This window comes from Escherichia sp. 94.0001 (assembly GCF_013369155.2).
Classification (GTDB): domain Bacteria; phylum Pseudomonadota; class Gammaproteobacteria; order Enterobacterales; family Enterobacteriaceae; genus Escherichia; species Escherichia coli_F.
In genome coordinates, this window is sequence record NZ_JABWMS020000025.1 from 39,005 (window position 1) to 57,926 (window position 18,922).

Annotated in this window: 14 protein-coding genes and 1 riboswitch; of the genes, 10 read left to right on the forward strand and 4 right to left on the reverse strand. The window is 51.5% G+C overall.

Annotated features, from left to right (window positions below; all coding sequences use genetic code 11):
* Positions 1 to 11: 11 nt before the first annotated feature.
* Together ppc and argE are read right to left on the reverse strand one after the other, a co-directional pair.
* Complete coding sequence (ppc, locus tag HEN33_RS13540; protein WP_001005598.1) at positions 12 to 2,663, reverse strand: phosphoenolpyruvate carboxylase; 2,652 nt, start codon at positions 2,661 to 2,663, stop codon at positions 12 to 14.
* 351 nt (positions 2,664 to 3,014) lie between these two features.
* Positions 3,015 to 4,166 carry an acetylornithine deacetylase gene (gene argE, locus HEN33_RS13545; protein WP_001295506.1) on the reverse strand — a complete coding sequence of 384 codons (1,152 nt, stop codon included), beginning with the start codon at positions 4,164 to 4,166 and terminating at the stop codon, positions 3,015 to 3,017.
* A 153-nt stretch (positions 4,167 to 4,319) separates the two neighbouring features.
* Between argE and argC the strand changes: the two genes are divergently transcribed.
* From argC to oxyR, 6 genes are all read left to right on the forward strand, one after another.
* Positions 4,320 to 5,324, forward strand: coding sequence for an N-acetyl-gamma-glutamyl-phosphate reductase (argC, locus tag HEN33_RS13550; protein WP_176263047.1), 1,005 nt, complete (start codon positions 4,320 to 4,322; stop codon positions 5,322 to 5,324).
* A gap of 7 nt (positions 5,325 to 5,331) precedes the next feature.
* The gene (argB, locus tag HEN33_RS13555) at positions 5,332 to 6,108 is read left to right on the forward strand and encodes an acetylglutamate kinase (protein ID WP_001362445.1); all 777 of its coding nucleotides are present in this window, start codon (positions 5,332 to 5,334) and stop codon (positions 6,106 to 6,108) included.
* Between the two features lie 60 nt (positions 6,109 to 6,168).
* Positions 6,169 to 7,542, forward strand: coding sequence for an argininosuccinate lyase (gene argH / locus HEN33_RS13560; protein ID WP_176263046.1), 1,374 nt, complete (start codon positions 6,169 to 6,171; stop codon positions 7,540 to 7,542).
* Positions 7,543 to 8,027: 485 nt separating this feature from the next.
* Positions 8,028 to 9,242 (forward strand): D-mannonate dehydratase ManD, encoded by a 1,215-nt coding sequence (manD, locus tag HEN33_RS13565; RefSeq protein WP_000690928.1) that lies wholly within the window; start codon positions 8,028 to 8,030, stop codon positions 9,240 to 9,242.
* A gap of 66 nt (positions 9,243 to 9,308) precedes the next feature.
* Positions 9,309 to 10,592 carry an MFS transporter gene (locus HEN33_RS13570; RefSeq protein WP_000382176.1) on the forward strand — a complete coding sequence of 428 codons (1,284 nt, stop codon included), beginning with the start codon at positions 9,309 to 9,311 and terminating at the stop codon, positions 10,590 to 10,592.
* Between the two features lie 251 nt (positions 10,593 to 10,843).
* Positions 10,844 to 11,761 (forward strand): DNA-binding transcriptional regulator OxyR, encoded by a 918-nt coding sequence (gene oxyR, locus HEN33_RS13575; protein WP_001025939.1) that lies wholly within the window; start codon positions 10,844 to 10,846, stop codon positions 11,759 to 11,761.
* Here oxyR and sthA read toward each other — a convergent pair.
* The gene (gene sthA, locus HEN33_RS13580; RefSeq protein WP_001120810.1) at positions 11,744 to 13,144 is read right to left on the reverse strand and encodes a Si-specific NAD(P)(+) transhydrogenase; all 1,401 of its coding nucleotides are present in this window, start codon (positions 13,142 to 13,144) and stop codon (positions 11,744 to 11,746) included. The genes oxyR and sthA overlap by 18 nt on opposite strands.
* Positions 13,145 to 13,475: 331 nt before the next feature.
* Between sthA and fabR the strand changes: the two genes are divergently transcribed.
* Entirely contained in the window at positions 13,476 to 14,126 is a 651-nt protein-coding gene (gene fabR, locus HEN33_RS13585; RefSeq protein WP_001309117.1) for an HTH-type transcriptional repressor FabR, read from the forward strand.
* Positions 14,126 to 14,485, forward strand: coding sequence for a YijD family membrane protein (locus tag HEN33_RS13590; protein WP_000806411.1), 360 nt, complete (start codon positions 14,126 to 14,128; stop codon positions 14,483 to 14,485). Before fabR ends, HEN33_RS13590 begins: the two co-directional genes overlap by 1 nt.
* Before the next feature lie 39 nt (positions 14,486 to 14,524).
* On the opposite strand, the gene trmA is transcribed toward HEN33_RS13590, so the two are convergent.
* A complete protein-coding gene (gene trmA / locus HEN33_RS13595; protein ID WP_000187026.1) occupies positions 14,525 to 15,625 on the reverse strand; it encodes a tRNA (uridine(54)-C5)-methyltransferase TrmA in 1,101 nt (366 codons plus the stop codon).
* 113 nt (positions 15,626 to 15,738) lie between these two features.
* Positions 15,739 to 15,928, forward strand: a riboswitch (cobalamin riboswitch).
* A 65-nt stretch (positions 15,929 to 15,993) separates the two neighbouring features.
* Between trmA and btuB the strand changes: the two genes are divergently transcribed.
* Together btuB and murI are read left to right on the forward strand one after the other, a co-directional pair.
* On the forward strand, positions 15,994 to 17,838 hold the full coding sequence (gene btuB / locus HEN33_RS13600; protein ID WP_176263045.1) for a TonB-dependent vitamin B12 receptor BtuB: 1,845 nt from the start codon (positions 15,994 to 15,996) through the stop codon (positions 17,836 to 17,838).
* The gene (gene murI, locus HEN33_RS13605) at positions 17,783 to 18,640 is read left to right on the forward strand and encodes a glutamate racemase (RefSeq protein WP_176263044.1); all 858 of its coding nucleotides are present in this window, start codon (positions 17,783 to 17,785) and stop codon (positions 18,638 to 18,640) included. The genes btuB and murI overlap by 56 nt, the downstream gene beginning before the upstream one ends.
* The last annotated feature ends 282 nt before the right edge of the window (positions 18,641 to 18,922 follow it).

The following is an 18,922-nucleotide window of genomic DNA, read 5'->3' on the forward strand; positions in this document are numbered from 1 at the left end:
AGGGGGGAAGATTAGCCGGTATTACGCATACCTGCCGCAATCCCGGCAATAGTAACCATTAACGCTTGCTCGACGCGAGGATCCGGTTCCTGGCCTTCTTTTTCTGCCTGGCGGGAGCGGTGCAGCAACTCGGCCTGCAATACGTTCAGTGGGTCGGTGTAAATATTTCGCAGCTGAATAGACTCCGCAATCCACGGCAGATCGGCCATCAGGTGAGAATCGTTGGCAATCGCCAGCACCACTTTGATGTCTTCTTCTTGCAGATTACGTAACTCTTTACCTAACGGCCACAATGCTTTGTCTACCAGACGTTGATCATAGTATTCCGCCAGCCACAGGTCTGCTTTGGCGAAGACCATCTCCAGCATGCCGAGACGCGTCGAGAAGAATGGCCAGTCGCGGCACATGGCTTCCAGTTCGCTCTGCTTACCATCTTCGACCACTTTTTGCAGCGCCGTACCTGCACCCAGCCAGGCGGGGAGCATCAGGCGGTTTTGTGTCCAGGCAAAAATCCACGGAATGGCGCGCAGTGACTCGACGCCGCCGGTCGGGCGACGTTTCGCCGGACGTGAACCCAACGGCAGTTTGCCCAGCTCTTGTTCCGGCGTAGCGGAGCGGAAGTACGGCACAAAATCTTTGTTTTCACGTACGTAGCCACGGTAGAGATCGCAGGAGATGACTGACAGTTCATCCATAATGCGACGCCAGCTCTCTTTCGGCTCCGGCGGTGGCAGCAGGTTGGCTTCCAGAATTGCCCCGGTGTACAGCGACAGGCTGCTAACGGTGATTTCTGGCAGACCATATTTAAAGCGGATCATCTCGCCCTGTTCGGTCACGCGAAGGCCGCCTTTCAGGCTTCCTGGCGGTTGTGACAGCAGCGCCGCATGGGCAGGTGCGCCGCCGCGACCAATGGAACCGCCGCGGCCGTGGAACAGCGTCAGTTCAATACCCGCTTTTTCGCAGGTTTTGATTAATGCATCCTGTGCCTGATATTGCGCCCAGGAAGCCGCCATCACCCCCGCATCTTTTGCTGAGTCGGAATAGCCAATCATCACCATCTGTTTGCCCTGAATCAGGCCGCGATACCAGTCGATATTGAGCAACTGGGTCATGACATCGTTGGCGTTGTTCAGGTCATCAAGGGTTTCAAACAGCGGTGCAACCGGCATCGCAAATCCAATACCCGCTTCTTTCAGCAGCAGGTGTACAGCCAGTACGTCGGACGGCGTTTTTGCCATCGAGATCACGTAGGCGGCAATGGAACCTTGCGGTGCTTCAGCAATTACCTGACAGGTATCAAGTACTTCGCGCGTTTCGGCGCTCGGTTGCCAGTTACGCGGCAGAAGAGGGCGTTTGGAGTTCAGTTCGCGGATCAGGAACGCCTGTTTGTCGGCCTCTGACCAGCTTTCATAGTCGCCGATGCCGAGGTAGCGGGTCAGTTCGCCCAGCGCTTCGGTATGACGGGTGCTCTCCTGACGGATATCAATACGGACCAGCGGTACACCGAAACATTTCACGCGGCGCAGGGTGTCGAGCAGATCGCCGTTGGCAATAATACCCATGCCACACGCCTGAAGGGACTGGTAGCAAGCGTAGAGCGGCTCCCACAGTTCTTCGTTCTGCGTCAGCAGACCCTCTGGTTTTGGTACTTCTTCACCTTTCAGGCGCGCTTCCAGCCATGCCTGTGTCGCCATCAAGCGGGAACGCAGGTTTTTCATCAGATAGCGATACGGTTCTGCGGCACCTTCTTCGCCGACCAGCGCCAGCAGTTCCGGAGTTGCTTCAACCATCGACAGTTCAGAAACCAGAACTTGAATATCTTTCAGGAACAGATCGGTGGCTTTCCAGCGGCTGAGCAGCAGGACGTGGCGGGTGATATCGGCAGTGACGTTCGGGTTTCCGTCGCGGTCGCCGCCCATCCACGAGGTAAAACGCACCGGAACAAATTCGACGGGTAGTTTGTAGCCGAGGTTCTCTTCCAGTTGTTCGTTCAGTTCGCGCAGGTAATTCGGTACGCCTTGCCACAGGCTGTTTTCTACTACGGCAAAGCCCCATTTGGCCTCATCTACCGGGCTTGGGCGCAGCTTACGGATTTCATCGGTATGCCATGACTGGGCGATCAACTGGCGCAGGCGGCGCATCAGCTGGTTATGTTCGTAGTCGGCGATATCTTTGTTGTCGAGCTGTTTTAAGCAGGCGTTCACTTCCACCATTTTGTGGATCAGCGTACGACGGGTAATTTCGGTTGGGTGAGCCGTGAGGACCAGTTCCAGCGACAGCGATTCCACTGCTTTTTTTATGGTGTCTTCGCTCAGTTCCGGCTGGTTTTTCAGTTTACGCAGGGTGCGGGCGATCACTTCCGGGTTGCTGGCAGCTTCGCCTTTCGGCGAAATGCTGTGGTATTGCTCAGCGGTGTTGGCCAGGTTCAGGAACTGACTAAACGCACGCGCAACGGGCAGCAGCTCGTCGTTCGACAAATTTTGTAAAGTGGTGAGCAACTCCTGGCGGTTAGCATCATTGCCAGCGCGTGAAGATTTGGACAACTTACGGATAGTTTCTACGCGTTCAAGAATGTGTTCTCCCAACGCATCCTTGATGGTTTCCCCCAGCACTTTGCCGAGCATACTGACATTACTACGCAATGCGGAATATTGTTCGTTCATATTACCCCAGACACCCCATCTTATCGTTTGATAGCCCTGTATCCTTCACGTCGCATTGGCGCGAATATGCTCGGGCTTTGCTTTTCGTCGTCTTTTATAAAGCCACGTAAAAGCGATGACGTCAAATGCTGCGAAATCGCTTCAGCAAACGAATAAATAGCAGGAATTTACGCCATTAAATTCACGACGCTTTAAATAAGCGTAACTTATGGAAATGTTAAAAAATCGCCTCGAGTAACACCAAAGGTGTAGGTCGGATAAGATGCGCAAGCATCGCATCCGACATTATTGCGGCGCTGGAGTTTGGCAACAGTGCCGGATGCGGCGCGAGCGCCTTATCCGGACTACGTTTTAATGCCAGCAGAAATGGTGAATCACCTGGGTGATCAGTTCGCGGGTGGGCTTGATAAACCGCGTCTCCAGATATTCATCAGGCTGATGAGCCTGATTAATTGAGCCAGGTCCCAGCACCAGCGTCGGGCATAACGTCTGAATAAACGGCGCTTCGGTACAGTAGTTCACTACTTCGGTCTTTGCTCCGAGCAATTTCTCAACCACTTCAACCAGTTGATGATTCGGTGGGCATTCATAGCCAGGGATCGGTGGATGCAGCTCGTCGACCGTCAGACGACCCGGCCAGCGTTCGCTCACCGGAGCCAATGCATCGTTGAGCAAACCATTAAGTTCATTGAGTGTCATGCCTGGCAGCGGACGAATATCCATATGCAACTCACAGCAAGCGCAAATACGGTTAGATGCATCGCCACCGTGAATATGCCCGAGGTTGAGCGTAGGGTATGGCACGGTAAATGCTTCGTAGTGATAACGTTCTTTCAGGTTATCGCGCAATTGCAAAATATGCCCGATGGCGTCGTGCATCAATTCGATCGCGTTAACTCCGCGTGCTGGATCGCTGGAGTGCCCCGACTGGCCCTGAATACGGATGGCGTTCGAGATATGGCCTTTATGCGCGCGTACCGGTTGCAGCGACGTCGGTTCGCCAATGATGGCGCAATCCGGGCGCAGGGCGGTAGTTTCGGCAAAATAACGCGCTCCTGCCATACTGGTCTCTTCATCGGCAGTTGCGAGAATGTAGAGTGGTTTTTTCAGTTTCGTGACGTCGACATCGCGTAGTGCATCGAGGATAAACGCAAAAAAGCCTTTCATGTCGGCGGTGCCTAAGCCGTAAAGCTTGCCGTCATGCTCTGTCAGCGTAAACGGATCGCGCGTCCAGCGGCCGTCATCAAATGGCACCGTATCGGTATGCCCCGCCAGCAGCAAACCGCCAGCTCCCTGTCCGCAACTGGCTAGCATATTAAATTTGTTGCGAGTTCCCGGCACGGGCTGCACTTCCACATTGAAGCCCAAATCTTTAAACCAGTCCGCCAGCAGAGTGATTAAATCTGCATTGCTTTGATCGAGTGCCTCTTCCGTGGCGCTTATTGAAGGTGTGGCAATCAGAGCACGGTAAATCTCGATAAATGGCGGTAATTTGTTTTTCATTGTTGACACACCTCTGGTCATGATAGTATCAATATTCATGCAGTATTTGTGAATAAAAATACACTAACGTTGAGCGTAATAAAACCCACCCGCCGTAAGGTGAATGTTTTACGTTTAACCAGGCAACCAGACATAAGAAGGTGAATAGCCCCGATGTTGAATACGCTGATTGTGGGTGCCAGCGGTTACGCTGGCGCAGAGCTAGTGACCTATGTAAATCGCCATCCGCATATGAACATAACCGCTTTGACTGTTTCAGCGCAAAGCAATGATGCGGGAAAGTTAATCTCCGATTTGCATCCGCAGCTAAAAGGCATCGTTGATCTGCCGTTGCAGCCGATGTCGGATATCAGTGAGTTTAGCCCAGGGGTGGACGTGGTGTTTCTTGCTACTGCCCATGAAGTTAGTCACGATTTAGCGCCACAATTTCTTGAAGCGGGCTGTGTGGTGTTCGACCTTTCCGGCGCGTTTCGTGTTAACGACGCCACCTTCTATGAAAAATATTACGGCTTTAGCCATCAATACCCGGAACTGTTGGAACAGGCAGCTTACGGTCTGGCGGAGTGGTGCGGTCATAAATTAAAAGAAGCGAACTTAATTGCGGTGCCTGGCTGTTATCCGACGGCGGCGCAATTGGCGCTGAAACCGTTGATTGATGCCGATCTTCTTGACCTCAATCAGTGGCCGGTTATCAACGCCACCAGTGGTGTGAGCGGAGCAGGACGTAAGGCCGCGATTTCAAATAGTTTTTGTGAAGTTAGCCTGCAACCGTATGGTGTCTTTACTCATCGCCATCAACCAGAGATCGCCACACACCTCGGTGCTGACGTTATTTTTACCCCGCATCTGGGCAATTTCCCGCGCGGCATTCTCGAAACCATTACCTGCCGCCTGAAACCGGGTGTGACCCAGGCGCAAGTCGCGCAAGCGTTACAGCAGGCGTATGCCCATAAACCGCTGGTGCGGCTGTATGACAAAGGCGTTCCGGCGCTGAAAAATGTCGTCGGGCTGCCGTTCTGCGATATCGGTTTTGCCGTTCAGGGGGAACATCTGATTATTGTGGCGACCGAAGACAACTTATTGAAAGGCGCGGCAGCACAAGCGGTACAGTGCGCCAATATTCGTTTCGGCTATGCGGAAACGCAGTCTCTTATTTAGGGGTGCAATGATGAATCCATTAATTATCAAACTGGGCGGCGTACTGCTGGATAGTGAAGAGGCGCTGGAACGTCTGTTTAGCGCCCTGGTGAATTATCGCGAGTCACATCAGCGTCCGCTGGTGATTGTCCACGGCGGCGGCTGCGTGGTGGATGAGCTGATGAAAGGACTGAATCTGCCGGTGAAAAAGAAAAACGGCCTGCGGGTGACGCCTGCGGATCAGATAGACATTATCACCGGAGCGCTGGCGGGAACGGCAAATAAAACCCTGCTGGCATGGGCGAAGAAACATCAGATTGCAGCCGTAGGTTTGTTTCTCGGTGACGGCGACAGCGTAAAAGTGACCCAGCTCGATGAAGAGTTAGGCCATGTTGGACTGGCGCAGCCAGGTTCGCCTAAGCTTATCAACACGTTGCTGGAAAACGGTTATCTACCAGTGGTCAGCTCCATTGGCGTAACGGACGAAGGGCAACTGATGAACGTCAATGCTGACCAGGCGGCGACGGCGCTGGCGGCAACGCTGGGCGCGGATCTGATTTTGCTCTCTGATGTCAGCGGTATTCTCGACGGCAAAGGGCAACGTATTGCCGAAATGACCGCAGCGAAAGCAGAACAACTGATTGAGCAGGGCATTATTACTGACGGCATGATAGTGAAAGTGAACGCGGCGCTGGACGCTGCGCGCACGCTGGGTCGCCCGGTAGATATTGCCTCCTGGCGTCATGCGGAACAGCTTCCGGCACTGTTTAACGGTATGCCGATGGGTACGCGGATTTTAGCTTAAGTTTTGTTGGCCGGAGACGTAGCTTTCTGGCATTGAATTTCAAAATAAGGAAACAGAGTTATGGCACTTTGGGGCGGGCGTTTTACCCAGGCAGCAGATCAACGGTTTAAACAATTCAACGACTCACTGCGCTTTGATTACCGTCTGGCGGAGCAGGATATTGTTGGCTCTGTGGCCTGGTCCAAAGCGCTGGTAACGGTAGGCGTGTTAACCGCAGAAGAACAGGTGCAACTGGAAGAGGCGCTCAATGTGCTGCTGGAAGATGTTCGCGCCAGGCCACAACAAATTCTTGAAAGCGACGCCGAAGATATCCATAGCTGGGTGGAAGGCAAACTGATCGACAAAGTGGGCCAGTTAGGCAAAAAATTGCATACCGGGCGTAGCCGTAATGATCAGGTAGCGACTGACCTGAAACTGTGGTGCAAAGATACCGTTAGCGAGTTGCTGACGGCTAACCGGCAGCTGCAATCGGCGCTGGTGGAAACCGCACAAAACAATCAGGACGCGGTAATGCCAGGTTACACTCACCTGCAACGCGCCCAGCCGGTGACGTTCGCGCACTGGTGCCTGGCGTATGTTGAGATGTTGGCGCGTGATGAAAGCCGTTTGCAGGATGCGCTTAAGCGTCTGGATGTCAGCCCGTTAGGCTGTGGCGCACTGGCGGGAACGGCCTATGAAATCGACCGTGAACAGTTAGCAGGCTGGCTGGGCTTTGCCTCGGCGACCCGTAACAGTCTCGACAGCGTTTCTGACCGCGACCACGTGCTGGAACTGCTTTCTGCCGCCGCTATCGGTATGGTGCATTTGTCGCGTTTTGCCGAAGATCTGATTTTCTTTAACACCGGCGAAGCGGGTTTTGTGGAGCTTTCTGATCGTGTTACTTCCGGTTCATCATTAATGCCGCAGAAGAAAAACCCGGATGCGCTGGAGTTGATTCGCGGTAAATGCGGTCGTGTTCAGGGCGCGTTGACCGGCATGATGATGACGCTGAAAGGTCTGCCGTTGGCCTATAACAAAGATATGCAGGAAGACAAAGAAGGTCTGTTCGACGCGCTCGATACCTGGCTGGACTGCCTGCATATGGCGGCGCTGGTGCTGGACGGGATTCAGGTGAAACGCCCACGTTGCCAGGAAGCGGCGCAGCAGGGGTATGCGAACGCCACTGAACTGGCGGATTACCTGGTGGCGAAAGGTGTGCCGTTCCGCGAGGCGCACCATATTGTTGGTGAAGCGGTGGTGGAAGCCATTCGTCAGGGCAAACCGCTGGAAGATCTGCCGCTCGTCGAGTTGCAGCAATTCAGCGAGGTGATTGGCGAAGATGTCTATCCGATTCTGTCGCTGCAATCGTGCCTCGACAAGCGTGCAGCAAAAGGCGGCGTCTCCCCGCAGCAGGTGGCGCAGGCGATTGCTTTTGCGCAGGCGCGATTGGAGTAATTGGTTTATATTGCTCCCCTGAAAATGGGGAGCTTACCACGCCTATAAAGTAGCGACACTACGTAGGCGGACTGCCTCAGGCAGAAATTTGTCAGCATTCTGGTGACCTTAAATTTAACGCCCAACCAGAACTATTATTTGTCATATTCCTTTTTATTCTTGCGTCTTCTTTACCTTCACTCTCCCCATGAAAATCATATTTTCAATACATCAATCAATACATATTTTAATTAATTGAATATAATTCATTTCTATTGCTGCGCTCATTTTTAATGATTAATGGAGTTTGTTATGTGATTATTTAACGTGTTGTTTTAACGATGATGGTTAATTATTCAGGTGGTTGTTGAGGGTGTTTTTTCTCCTCGGCGGAAATTTTTATTTTTAATGTGATCACGGTTGAATAATCGCTCTTTCTCTCTTGTATGGTAGTAGGCGTAAAATTAAGTTTGAAGCGTCTATTTACAACACAGGAGATTGCAATAATGAAAATTATTGCTGCAGATGTTTTTGTTACTTGCCCAGGACGTAATTTCGTTACGCTTAAAATAACCACTGCAAGCGGACTTTGTGGATTGGGAGATGCCACATTAAATGGTCGCGAATTGTCGGTCGCTTCTTATCTGAAAGATCATCTTTGTCCACAATTAATTGGCCGCGATGCCAGCCGTATCGAAGATATTTGGCAATTCTTTTATAAAGGTGCTTACTGGCGACGTGGCCCCGTCACGATGTCGGCCATTTCTGCCATTGATATGGCGTTGTGGGATATCAAAGCCAAAGCGGCAAATATGCCATTGTATCAACTGCTTGGTGGGGCTTCTCGTGAAGGCGTGATGGTTTATTGCCACACCACCGGGCGCACGATTGATGAAGTCCTTGAAGACTATGCAAAGCACCAGCAGATGGGCTTTAAGGCGATTCGTGTGCAGTGCGGTGTACCGGGTATGCAAACCACTTATGGCCTGGCGAAGGGCAAAGGACTGGCGTATGAACCGGCAACCAAAGGCCTGTGGCCGGAAGAGCAGTTGTGGTCTTCAGAAAAGTATCTCGATTTTACACCGAAGTTATTTGAAGCGGTGCGTAATAAGTTCGGTTTTAACGAACATCTGTTGCATGACATGCACCATCGCCTGACTCCTATCGAAGCGGCGCGCTTTGGGAAGAGCATTGAGGATTACCGCCTGTTCTGGATGGAAGATCCGACGCCTGCCGAGAACCAGGAATGTTTTCGTCTGATTCGCCAGCATACCGTGACGCCGATTGCGGTCGGTGAAGTGTTTAACAGTATCTGGGACTGCAAGCAGTTAATCGAAGAGCAGCTGATTGACTATATTCGCACGACGATTACCCATGCAGGCGGCATTACCGGGATGCGACGGATTGCCGATTTTGCATCGCTTTATCAGGTACGTACCGGTTCGCATGGCCCTTCAGATTTATCGCCTGTTTGTCATGCGGCGGCGCTGCATTTTGACCTCTGGGTGCCAAACTTTGGCGTTCAGGAGTACATGGGCTATTCCGAACAAATGCTTGAAGTCTTCCCGCACAGCTGGCGCTTCGATGAAGGTTATATGCACCCAGGCGATGAACCGGGGCTGGGTATTTCTTTCGATGAGAAACTGGCGGCGAAATATCCGTATGACCCGGCGTATCTCCCCGTCGCACGACTGGAAGATGGCACATTGTGGAACTGGTAATAACGGTTCGCTTAATTATTTTCTGAATAGTCATCAAATCGATTAATTCCGCTCAAGGAGCTAAAAATGGACGTTGATGTGTCAACCAGTGTTGCGGGTAATAAACCGCAACGGATTCGTCGTATTCAGACAGTAACGCTGGTTTTATTATTTATGGCGGGGATCGTTAATTTCCTCGACCGTTCGTCATTGAGCGTGGCAGGCGAAGCGATTCGTGGCGAGTTAGGATTATCGGCGACAGAATTTGGCGTTTTGCTTTCTGCATTTTCTCTGTCTTATGGTTTTTCACAACTCCCTTCCGGTATTTTGCTAGACCGCTTTGGCCCACGAATAGTTTTAGGCGCAGGCTTAATATTCTGGTCATTAATGCAGGCATTAACAGGAATGGTTAATTCTTTTAGCCACTTTATTTTAATGCGTATCGGTCTGGGTATTGGCGAAGCGCCATTTATGCCTGCGGGAGTAAAGTCGATCACCGACTGGTATGCGCAAAAAGAACGCGGCACGGCGCTGGGGATTTTTAACTCATCTACCGTTATCGGTCAGGCTATTGCGCCTCCTGCTCTTGTATTGATGCAGCTGGCATGGGGCTGGCGGGCAATGTTCGTCATCATCGGCGTGGCGGGGATTCTGGTTGGGATCTGTTGGTACGCGTGGTATCGCAACCGGGCGCAGTTTGTCCTGACCGACGAAGAACGGACCTATCTCTCCGCGCCGGTTAAACCGCGTCCACAATTACAATTTAGCGAGTGGCTGGCGCTGTTTAAGCATCGGACAACCTGGGGGATGATTTTAGGTTTCTCTGGCGTCAATTATACCGGTTGGCTCTACATCGCGTGGTTACCCGGTTATTTACAAGCCGAGCAAGGCTTCAGTCTGGCGAAAACCGGTTGGGTGGCGGCGATTCCTTTCCTCGCGGCGGCGGTCGGGATGTGGGTTAACGGTATTGTTGTCGATCGGCTGGCGAAAAAAGGCTACGACCTGGCGAAGACGCGTAAAACGGCTATTGTCTGCGGTTTGATGATGTCGGCATTAGGCACGTTGCTGGTCGTGCAATCCTCCTCGCCAGCCCAGGCTGTAGCGTTTATCTCAATGGCGCTGTTCTGCGTGCATTTCGCGGGAACATCTGCATGGGGACTGGTGCAGGTGATGGTGTCAGAAACAAAAGTGGCTTCCATCGCCGGGATTCAAAACTTTGGCAGTTTTGTTTTTGCTTCCTTTGCTCCGATCGTAACCGGTTGGGTAGTGGATACCACGCACTCGTTTAATCTGGCGCTGGTTATCGCGGCCTGTGTGACGTTCACCGGGGCGCTGTGTTACTTCTTTATTGTCAAAGATCGGATTGAGTAACTGTTACTATCAGGCTCTCTTGCTGTGGGCCTGTAGAATAAAAAAAAGCGGATCCTGGGGATCCGCAAAAGTTCACGTTGGCTTTAGTTATTCGAGTTGAGAAACTCTCGAAACGGGCATTGACTTCAAGGGTTAAAAGAGGTGCCGCTCCGTTTCTGTGAGCAATTATCAGTCAGAATGCTTGATAGGGATAATCGTTCGTTGCTATGCTACCTATCGCCATGAACTATCGTGGCGATGGAGGATGGATAATGAATATTCGTGATCTTGAGTACCTGGTGGCATTGGCTGAACACCGCCATTTTCGGCGTGCGGCAGACTCCTGCCACGTTAGCCAGCCGACGCTTAGCGGGCAAATTCGTAAGCTGGAAGATGAGCTGGGCGTGATGTTGCTGGAGCGGACCAGCCGTAAAGTGTTATTCACCCAGGCGGGAATGCTGCTGGTGGATCAGGCGCGTACCGTGCTGCGTGAGGTGAAAGTCCTTAAAGAGATGGCAAGCCAGCAGGGTGAGACAATGTCCGGGCCGCTGCATATTGGTTTGATTCCCACGGTTGGGCCTTACCTGTTACCGCATATTATCCCGATGCTGCACCAGACCTTTCCAAAGCTGGAAATGTATCTGCATGAAGCACAGACCCACCAGTTACTGGCGCAACTGGACAGCGGCAAACTCGATTGCGTGATCCTCGCGCTGGTGAAAGAGAGCGAAGCATTCATTGAAGTGCCGTTGTTTGATGAACCAATGCTGCTGGCTATCTATGAAGATCACCCGTGGGCGAACCGCGAATGCGTACCGATGGCCGATCTGGCAGGGGAAAAACTGCTGATGCTGGAAGATGGTCACTGTTTGCGCGATCAGGCAATGGGTTTCTGCTTTGAAGCCGGGGCGGATGAAGATACACACTTCCGCGCGACCAGCCTGGAAACTCTGCGCAACATGGTGGCGGCAGGTAGCGGGATCACTTTACTGCCTGCGCTGGCTGTGCCGCCGGAGCGCAAACGCGATGGGGTTGTTTATTTGCCGTGTATTAAGCCGGAACCACGCCGCACTATTGGCCTGGTTTATCGTCCGGGCTCACCGCTGCGCAGCCGCTATGAGCAGCTGGCAGAGGCCATCCGCGCAAGAATGGATGGCCATTTCGATAAAGTGTTAAAACAGGCGGTTTAAGCCGTTTAACGCAGCTACCCGATAGGCTTCCGCCATCGTCGGGTAGTTAAAGGTGGTGTTGACGAAGTACTCAATAGTGTTGCCGCCACCTTTCTGTTCCATTATCGCCTGCCCGATATGGATAATCTCGGCAGCGCGTTCGCCAAAGCAGTGAATGCCCAGAATCTCTTTTGTTTCCCGATGGAATAAAATTTTCAGCGTACCCACGTTCATGCCAACGATTTGTGCACGTGCCAGATGTTTAAACTGGGCGCGGCCCACTTCATATGGCACTTTCATCGCGGTCAGCTGCTGTTCGGTTTTGCCCACAGAGCTGATTTCCGGGATGGTGTAAATACCGGTAGGGATATCTTCAATCAGATGTGCGGTGGCTTCGCCTTTCACCAGCGCCTGCGCGGCAATGCGCCCCTGGTCATAGGCTGCCGACGCCAGGCTCGGATAACCAATCACGTCGCCCACCGCGTAAACGTGTGGCTGTGCGGTCTGATACATGCTGTTGACCTTCAGCTGTCCACGACTGTCAGTTTCCAGCCCAATGTTCTGTAACGCCAGCGAATCGGTATTACCGGTACGACCGTTGGCATAGAGAAGACAGTCGGCTTTCAGCTTTTTGCCCGACTTCAGATGCATAATCACACCGTCGTCACAGCCTTCGATCTTTTCGTACTCTTCGTTGTGACGAATCACTACGCCACTGTTCCAGAAGTGATAGGAGAGAGAATCTGACATCTCTTGATCGAGAAATGCCAGCAGGCGATCGCGGGTATTGATCAGATCTACTTTTACATCCATACCGCGGAAGATCGACGCATATTCACAGCCGATCACTCCAGCACCATAGATAAGTACATGGCGCGGTTCGTGGTGCATGCTAAGAATTGAGTCGCTGTCGTAAATGCGTGGATGGGTGAAATCAACATCTGTTGGATGATAAGGGCGAGAACCACAGGCAATAACAAATTTTTCAGCGGTTAGTGTTTCGACGCTGCCGTCCGGGCAATCCAGCGCCAACGTATGCTCGTCAACAAAGCGAGCGTTCCCCTGCAATATTTCACAGTGATTACGTTCGTAAAATCCCTGACGCATACGTGTTTGTTGATTAATCACGTTATCGGCATGGTTAAGGATATCGGCAAAAGAAGAGCGGAGCAGTCGGGAATGGTCGCTGTAAAGTGGGTTTTGATTAAATTCTATAATGCGGCTGACGGCGTGACGGAGAGCTTTCGACGGGATGGTGCCCCAGTGGGTGCAACCGCCGCCAACATTTTGATAACGCTCGATAACTGCGACGCGCGCACCTTGCTTAACCAGGCCCATTGCAGCGCCTTCGCCGCCGGGGCCGGAACCTATTACTATGGCATCGTAATCGTAGGAATGTGGCATGGTAGGGCTTACCTGTTCTTATACATAAAAGCAACAGAATGGTAACATTTTATCGCGGGTAAGCCAATTGATCCCCGTCATTTATCTGGCTATATCGTGAGCGGCCTTTGCTTTGTCTGTTTCTTACTTTTGCCTTGAACGTTTTATTGGATTTTTATCGCCAGTACTCACCGTTTAAGTGGCAGGTTTCCGTTGTTCGTAAAAGAACCAGCCAAAGAATTGCAGTAAATATGTTTTATTGCGTTACGGTTCATTCACAACACTGGAGCAATCCAGTATGTTCATTCTCTGGTATAGTGCCAGCAGTACTTTTGGCAAGGATTCAGACATCGTGATGGGCGTAAGAGCGCAACAAAAAGAAAAAACCCGCCGTTCGTTGGTGGAAGCCGCATTTAGCCAATTAAGTGCTGAACGCAGCTTCGCCAGCCTGAGTTTGCGTGAAGTGGCGCGTGAAGCGGGCATTGCTCCCACCTCTTTTTACCGGCATTTTCGCGACGTAGACGAACTCGGTCTGACCATGGTTGATGAGAGCGGTTTAATGCTACGCCAACTCATGCGCCAGGCGCGTCAGCGTATCGCCAAAGGCGGGAGTGTGATCCGCACCTCGGTCTCCACATTTATGGAGTTCATCGGTAATAATCCTAACGCCTTCCGGTTATTATTGCGGGAACGCTCCGGCACCTCCGCTGCGTTTCGTGCCGCCGTTGCGCGTGAAATTCAGCACTTCATTGCGGAACTTGCGGACTATCTGGAACTCGAAAACCATATGCCGCGTGCGTTTACTGAAGCGCAAGCCGAAGCCATGGTGACGATTGTCTTCAGTGCGGGTGCCGAGGCGTTGGACGTCGGCGTCGAACAACGTCGGCAATTAGAAGAGCGACTGGTACTGCAACTGCGAATGATTTCGAAAGGGGCTTATTACTGGTATCGCCGTGAACAAGAGAAAACCGCAATTATTCCGGGAAATGTGAAGGACGAGTAATGAAACAAGCAAATCAAGATAGAGGTACGCTGCTGCTGGCGCTGGTGGCTGGCTTATCGATTAATGGTACTTTCGCAGCGCTGTTTAGCTCCATTGTGCCATTTTCTGTATTCCCCATTATTTCCCTGGTGCTGACAGTTTACTGCCTGCATCAACGTTATCTTAATCGCACTATGCCGGTAGGCTTGCCGGGTCTGGCTGCTGCTTGTTTTATTCTCGGCGTACTGCTGTACAGCACGGTAGTTCGTGCGGAATATCCGGATATCGGCTCTAACTTCTTCCCGGCAGTACTGTCCGTCATTATGGTGTTCTGGATTGGCGCGAAGATGCGTAACCGTAAGCAGGAAGTTGCTGAGTAATCGGTATCATGCCGGATGCTGGCGCATCCGGCATAGATTTTACTTCGCGGTCAGTAGTACGCCGCACTCCATATGGTGCGTGTAGGGGAACTGATCAAACAGAGCCAGACGTTCAACCTTGTGCGTCTGGCTTAATGTTTCCAGATTCTTGCATAACGTTTCCGGATTGCAGGAGATATACAGAATACGTGGATACGCCTGCACCATTTTCTCGGTTTCACTGTCCAGACCGCTGCGCGGTGGGTCGACAAAAATGGTTTCGCACTGATAACTCTTTAAATCGATCCCTTGCAGGCGATTAAACTCGCGCACACCATTCATCGCCTGAGTAAATTCTTCTGCCGCCATACGAATAATTTGGACGTTATCAATATGGTTAGCGGCAATGTTGTATTGCGCGGCAGCGACCGAAGGCTTGGCGATTTCGGTGGCTAATACCCGATCAAAATTGCGCGCCAGGGCTAATGAGAAGTTACCGTTGCCGCAGTACAGCTCCAGTAAATCGCCTTTTGAGCCTTTGGTGACGTCCAGCGCCCATTCCAGCATCTGAATATTCATCGCCGCGTTCGGCTGGGTAAAGCTGTTTTCTACCTGACGGTAGATCATCTCTTTCCCTGCGACCGGCAGACGTTCGTCGATGTAATCTTGATCCAGCGCGATTTTGGTTTTCGTTGCCCGACCAATCAGATGCACATTCAGATTCTGCGCGCGCAGTGCATCACGCAGGGCTTCCGCCTGCTGACGCCATTCGTCATCCAGCTTTTTATGGTACAGCAGGGAAACGACCGCCTGATTGCTCAGCGTGGTGAGGTAATCAATCTGGAATAGCTTGTGGCGCAGAACGGGATTATTACGCACACCCGCAATCATCGCCGTCATCAACTGGTTGATAAGTTCACTGGCGGCGGGGAAGCTATCCACGCGGATACGGCTTTTGGTTTGTTGATCGAAAATGATGTGGTACAGGTCATCGCCATCGTGCCAGATGCGGAACTCCGCACGCATCCGGTAATGACTGACCGGCGAGCGAAACACTTCCGGAACCAGGTCAGAAAACGGCGCCATCATACTTTGCAAACGTACCACTTTTTCGGCTAACTGCGCTTCATACTGTTCTGTTGGAAGGTGTTCGGGGGTCATGATGTATCCTGAAAATGAAATGTACGCGGCGATTGTAGGGATTGCTCATCAGATGTCCAGATCTTGATGTATTCCTATTTGTGAGCTACGTCTGGACAGCAACTTGTTACAACCTGTAGCATCCACTCGCCGGTCCTGTGAGTTAATAGGGAATCCAGTGCAAATCTGGAGCTGACGCGCAGCGGTAAGGAAAGGTGCGATGATTGCGTTATGCGGACACTGCCATCCGGTGGGAAGTCATCATCTCTTAGTATTTTATATACCCCTCCAAGCCCGAAGACCTGCCGGCTAACGTCGCATCTGGTTCTCATCATCGCGTAATATTGATGAAGCCTGCGGCATCCTTCTTCTATTGTGGATGCTTTATAATGATTAAAAAAGCTTCGCTGCTGACGGCGTGTTCCGTCACGGCATTTTCCGCTTGGGCACAGGATACCAGCCCGGATACTCTCGTCGTTACTGCTAACCGTTTTGAACAGCCGCGCAGCACTGTGCTTGCACCAACCACCGTTGTGACGCGTCAGGATATCGACCGCTGGCAGTCGACCTCGGTCAATGATGTGCTGCGCCGTCTTCCGGGTGTCGATATCACCCAAAACGGCGGTTCAGGTCAACTCTCTTCTATTTTTATTCGCGGTACAAATGCCAGTCATGTGTTGGTGTTAATTGATGGCGTACGCCTGAATCTGGCGGGGGTGAGTGGTTCTGCCGACCTTAGCCAGTTCCCTATTGCGCTTGTCCAGCGTGTTGAATATATCCGTGGGCCGCGCTCCGCTGTTTATGGTTCCGATGCAATAGGTGGGGTCGTGAATATCATCACGACGCGCGATCAACCCGGAACGGAAATTTCAGCAGGGTGGGGAAGCAATAGCTATCAGAACTATGATGTTTCTACACAGCAACTACTGGGAGATAAGACACGGGTAACGCTGTTGGGCGATTATGCCCATACTCATGGTTATGATGTTGTTGCCTATGGTAATACCGGAACGCAAGCGCAGACAGATAACGATGGTTTTTTAAGTAAAACGCTTTATGGTGCGCTGGAGCATAACTTTACTGATGTCTGGAGCGGCTTTGTGCGCGGCTATGGCTATGATAATCGTACCAATTATGACGCATATTATTCTCCCGGCTCGCCACTGGTCGATACCCGTAAACTCTATAGCCAAAGTTGGGACGCCGGGCTGCGCTATAACGGCGAACTGATTAAATCACAACTCATTACCAGCTATAGCCATAGCAAAGATTACAACTACGATCCCCATTATGGTCGTTATGATTCGTCGGCGACGCTCGATGAGATGAAGCAATACACCGTCCAGTGGGCAAACAATGTCATCGTTGGTCACGGTAGTATTGGTGCGGGTGTTGACTGGCAGAAACAGACTACAACGCCGGGTACAGGTTATGTAGAGGATGGATATGATCAACGTAATACAGGCATCTATCTGACTGGGCTGCAACAAGTCGGTGATTTTACCTTTGAAGGCGCAGCACGCAGCGACGATAACTCACAGTTTGGTCGTCATGGAACCTGGCAAACCAGCGCCGGTTGGGAATTTATCGAAGGTTATCGCTTCATTGCTTCCTACGGGACATCTTATAAGGCACCAAATCTTGGACAACTGTATGGCTTCTACGGAAATCCGAATCTGGACCCGGAGAAAAGCAAACAGTGGGAAGGCGCGTTTGAAGGCTTAACCGCTGGGGTGAACTGGCGTATTTCTGGATATCGTAACGATGTCAGTGACTTGATCGATTACGATGATCACACCCTGAAATACTATAACGAAGGGAAAGCGCGAATTAAGGGCGTCGAGGCGACCGCCAATTTTGATACCGGACCACTGACGCATACTGTGAGTTATGATTATGTCGATGCGCGCAATGCAATTACCGACACGCCGTTGTTACGCCGTGCTAAACAGCAGGTGAAATACCAGCTCGACTGGCAGTTGTATGACTTCGACTGGGGTATTACTTATCAGTATTTAGGCACTCGCTATGATAAGGATTACTCCTCCTGGCCGTATCAAACCGTGAAAATGGGCGGTGTGAGCTTGTGGGATCTTGCGGTTGCGTATCCGGTCACCTCTCACCTGACAGTTCGTGGTAAAATAGCCAACCTGTTCGACAAAGATTATGAGACAGTCTATGGCTACCAAACTGCAGGACGGGAATACACCTTGTCTGGCAGCTACACCTTCTGAACCACGTCCCACCGTGCTGGTGTTTGACTCCGGCGTCGGTGGGTTGTCGGTCTATGACGAGATCCGGCATCTCTTACCGGATCTCCATTACATTTATGCTTTCGATAACGTCGCTTTCCCGTATGGCGAAAAAAGCGAAGAGTTTATTGTTGAGCGAGTGGTGGCAATTGTCACCGCAGTGCAAGAACGCTATCCCCTTGCGCTGGCAGTGGTCGCTTGCAACACCGCCAGTACCGTTTCACTTCCTGCATTACGCGAAAAGTTCGACTTCCCGGTTGTTGGTGTCGTGCCGGCGATTAAGCCAGCGGCACGTCTGACAGCTAATGGCATTGTCGGATTACTGGCAACCCGCGGAACAGTTAAACGTTCTTATACTCATGAGCTGATCGCGCGTTTCGCTAATGAATGCCAGATAGAAATGCTGGGCTCGGCAGAGATGGTTGAGTTGGCTGAAGCGAAGCTGCATGGCGAAGAGATTTCTCTGGATGCACTAAAACGTATCCTACGCCCGTGGTTAAGAATGAAAGAGCCGCCAGATACCGTTGTACTGGGGTGTACCCATTTCCCTCTACTACAAGAAGAACTGTTACAGGTACTGCCAGAGGGAACACGGCTGGTGGATTCAGGCGCTGCGATTGCTCGCCGAACGGCCTGGTTGTTAGAACATGAAGCCCCGGATGCAAAATCCGCCGATGCGAATATTGCCTTTTGCATGGACATGACGCCAGAAGCTGAACAGTTATTACCCGTTTTACAGCGTTACGGCTTCAAAACGCTCGAAAAACTGGCAGTTTCAGACTGATTTGGTTGAATGTTGCGCATTCGGAAAATTATTTTAAATTTCCTCTTGTCAGGCCGGAATAACTCCCTATAATGCGCCACCACTGACACGGAACAACGGCAAACACGCCGCCGGGTCAGCGGGGTTCTCCTGAGAATCTCGACAGAGAAAAGCAAAAAAAATGCTTGACTCTGTAGCGGGAAAGCGTATTATGCACACCCCGCGCCGCTGAGAAAAAGCGAAGCGGCACTGCTCTTTAACAATTTATCAGACAATCTGTGTGGGCACTCGAAGATACGGATT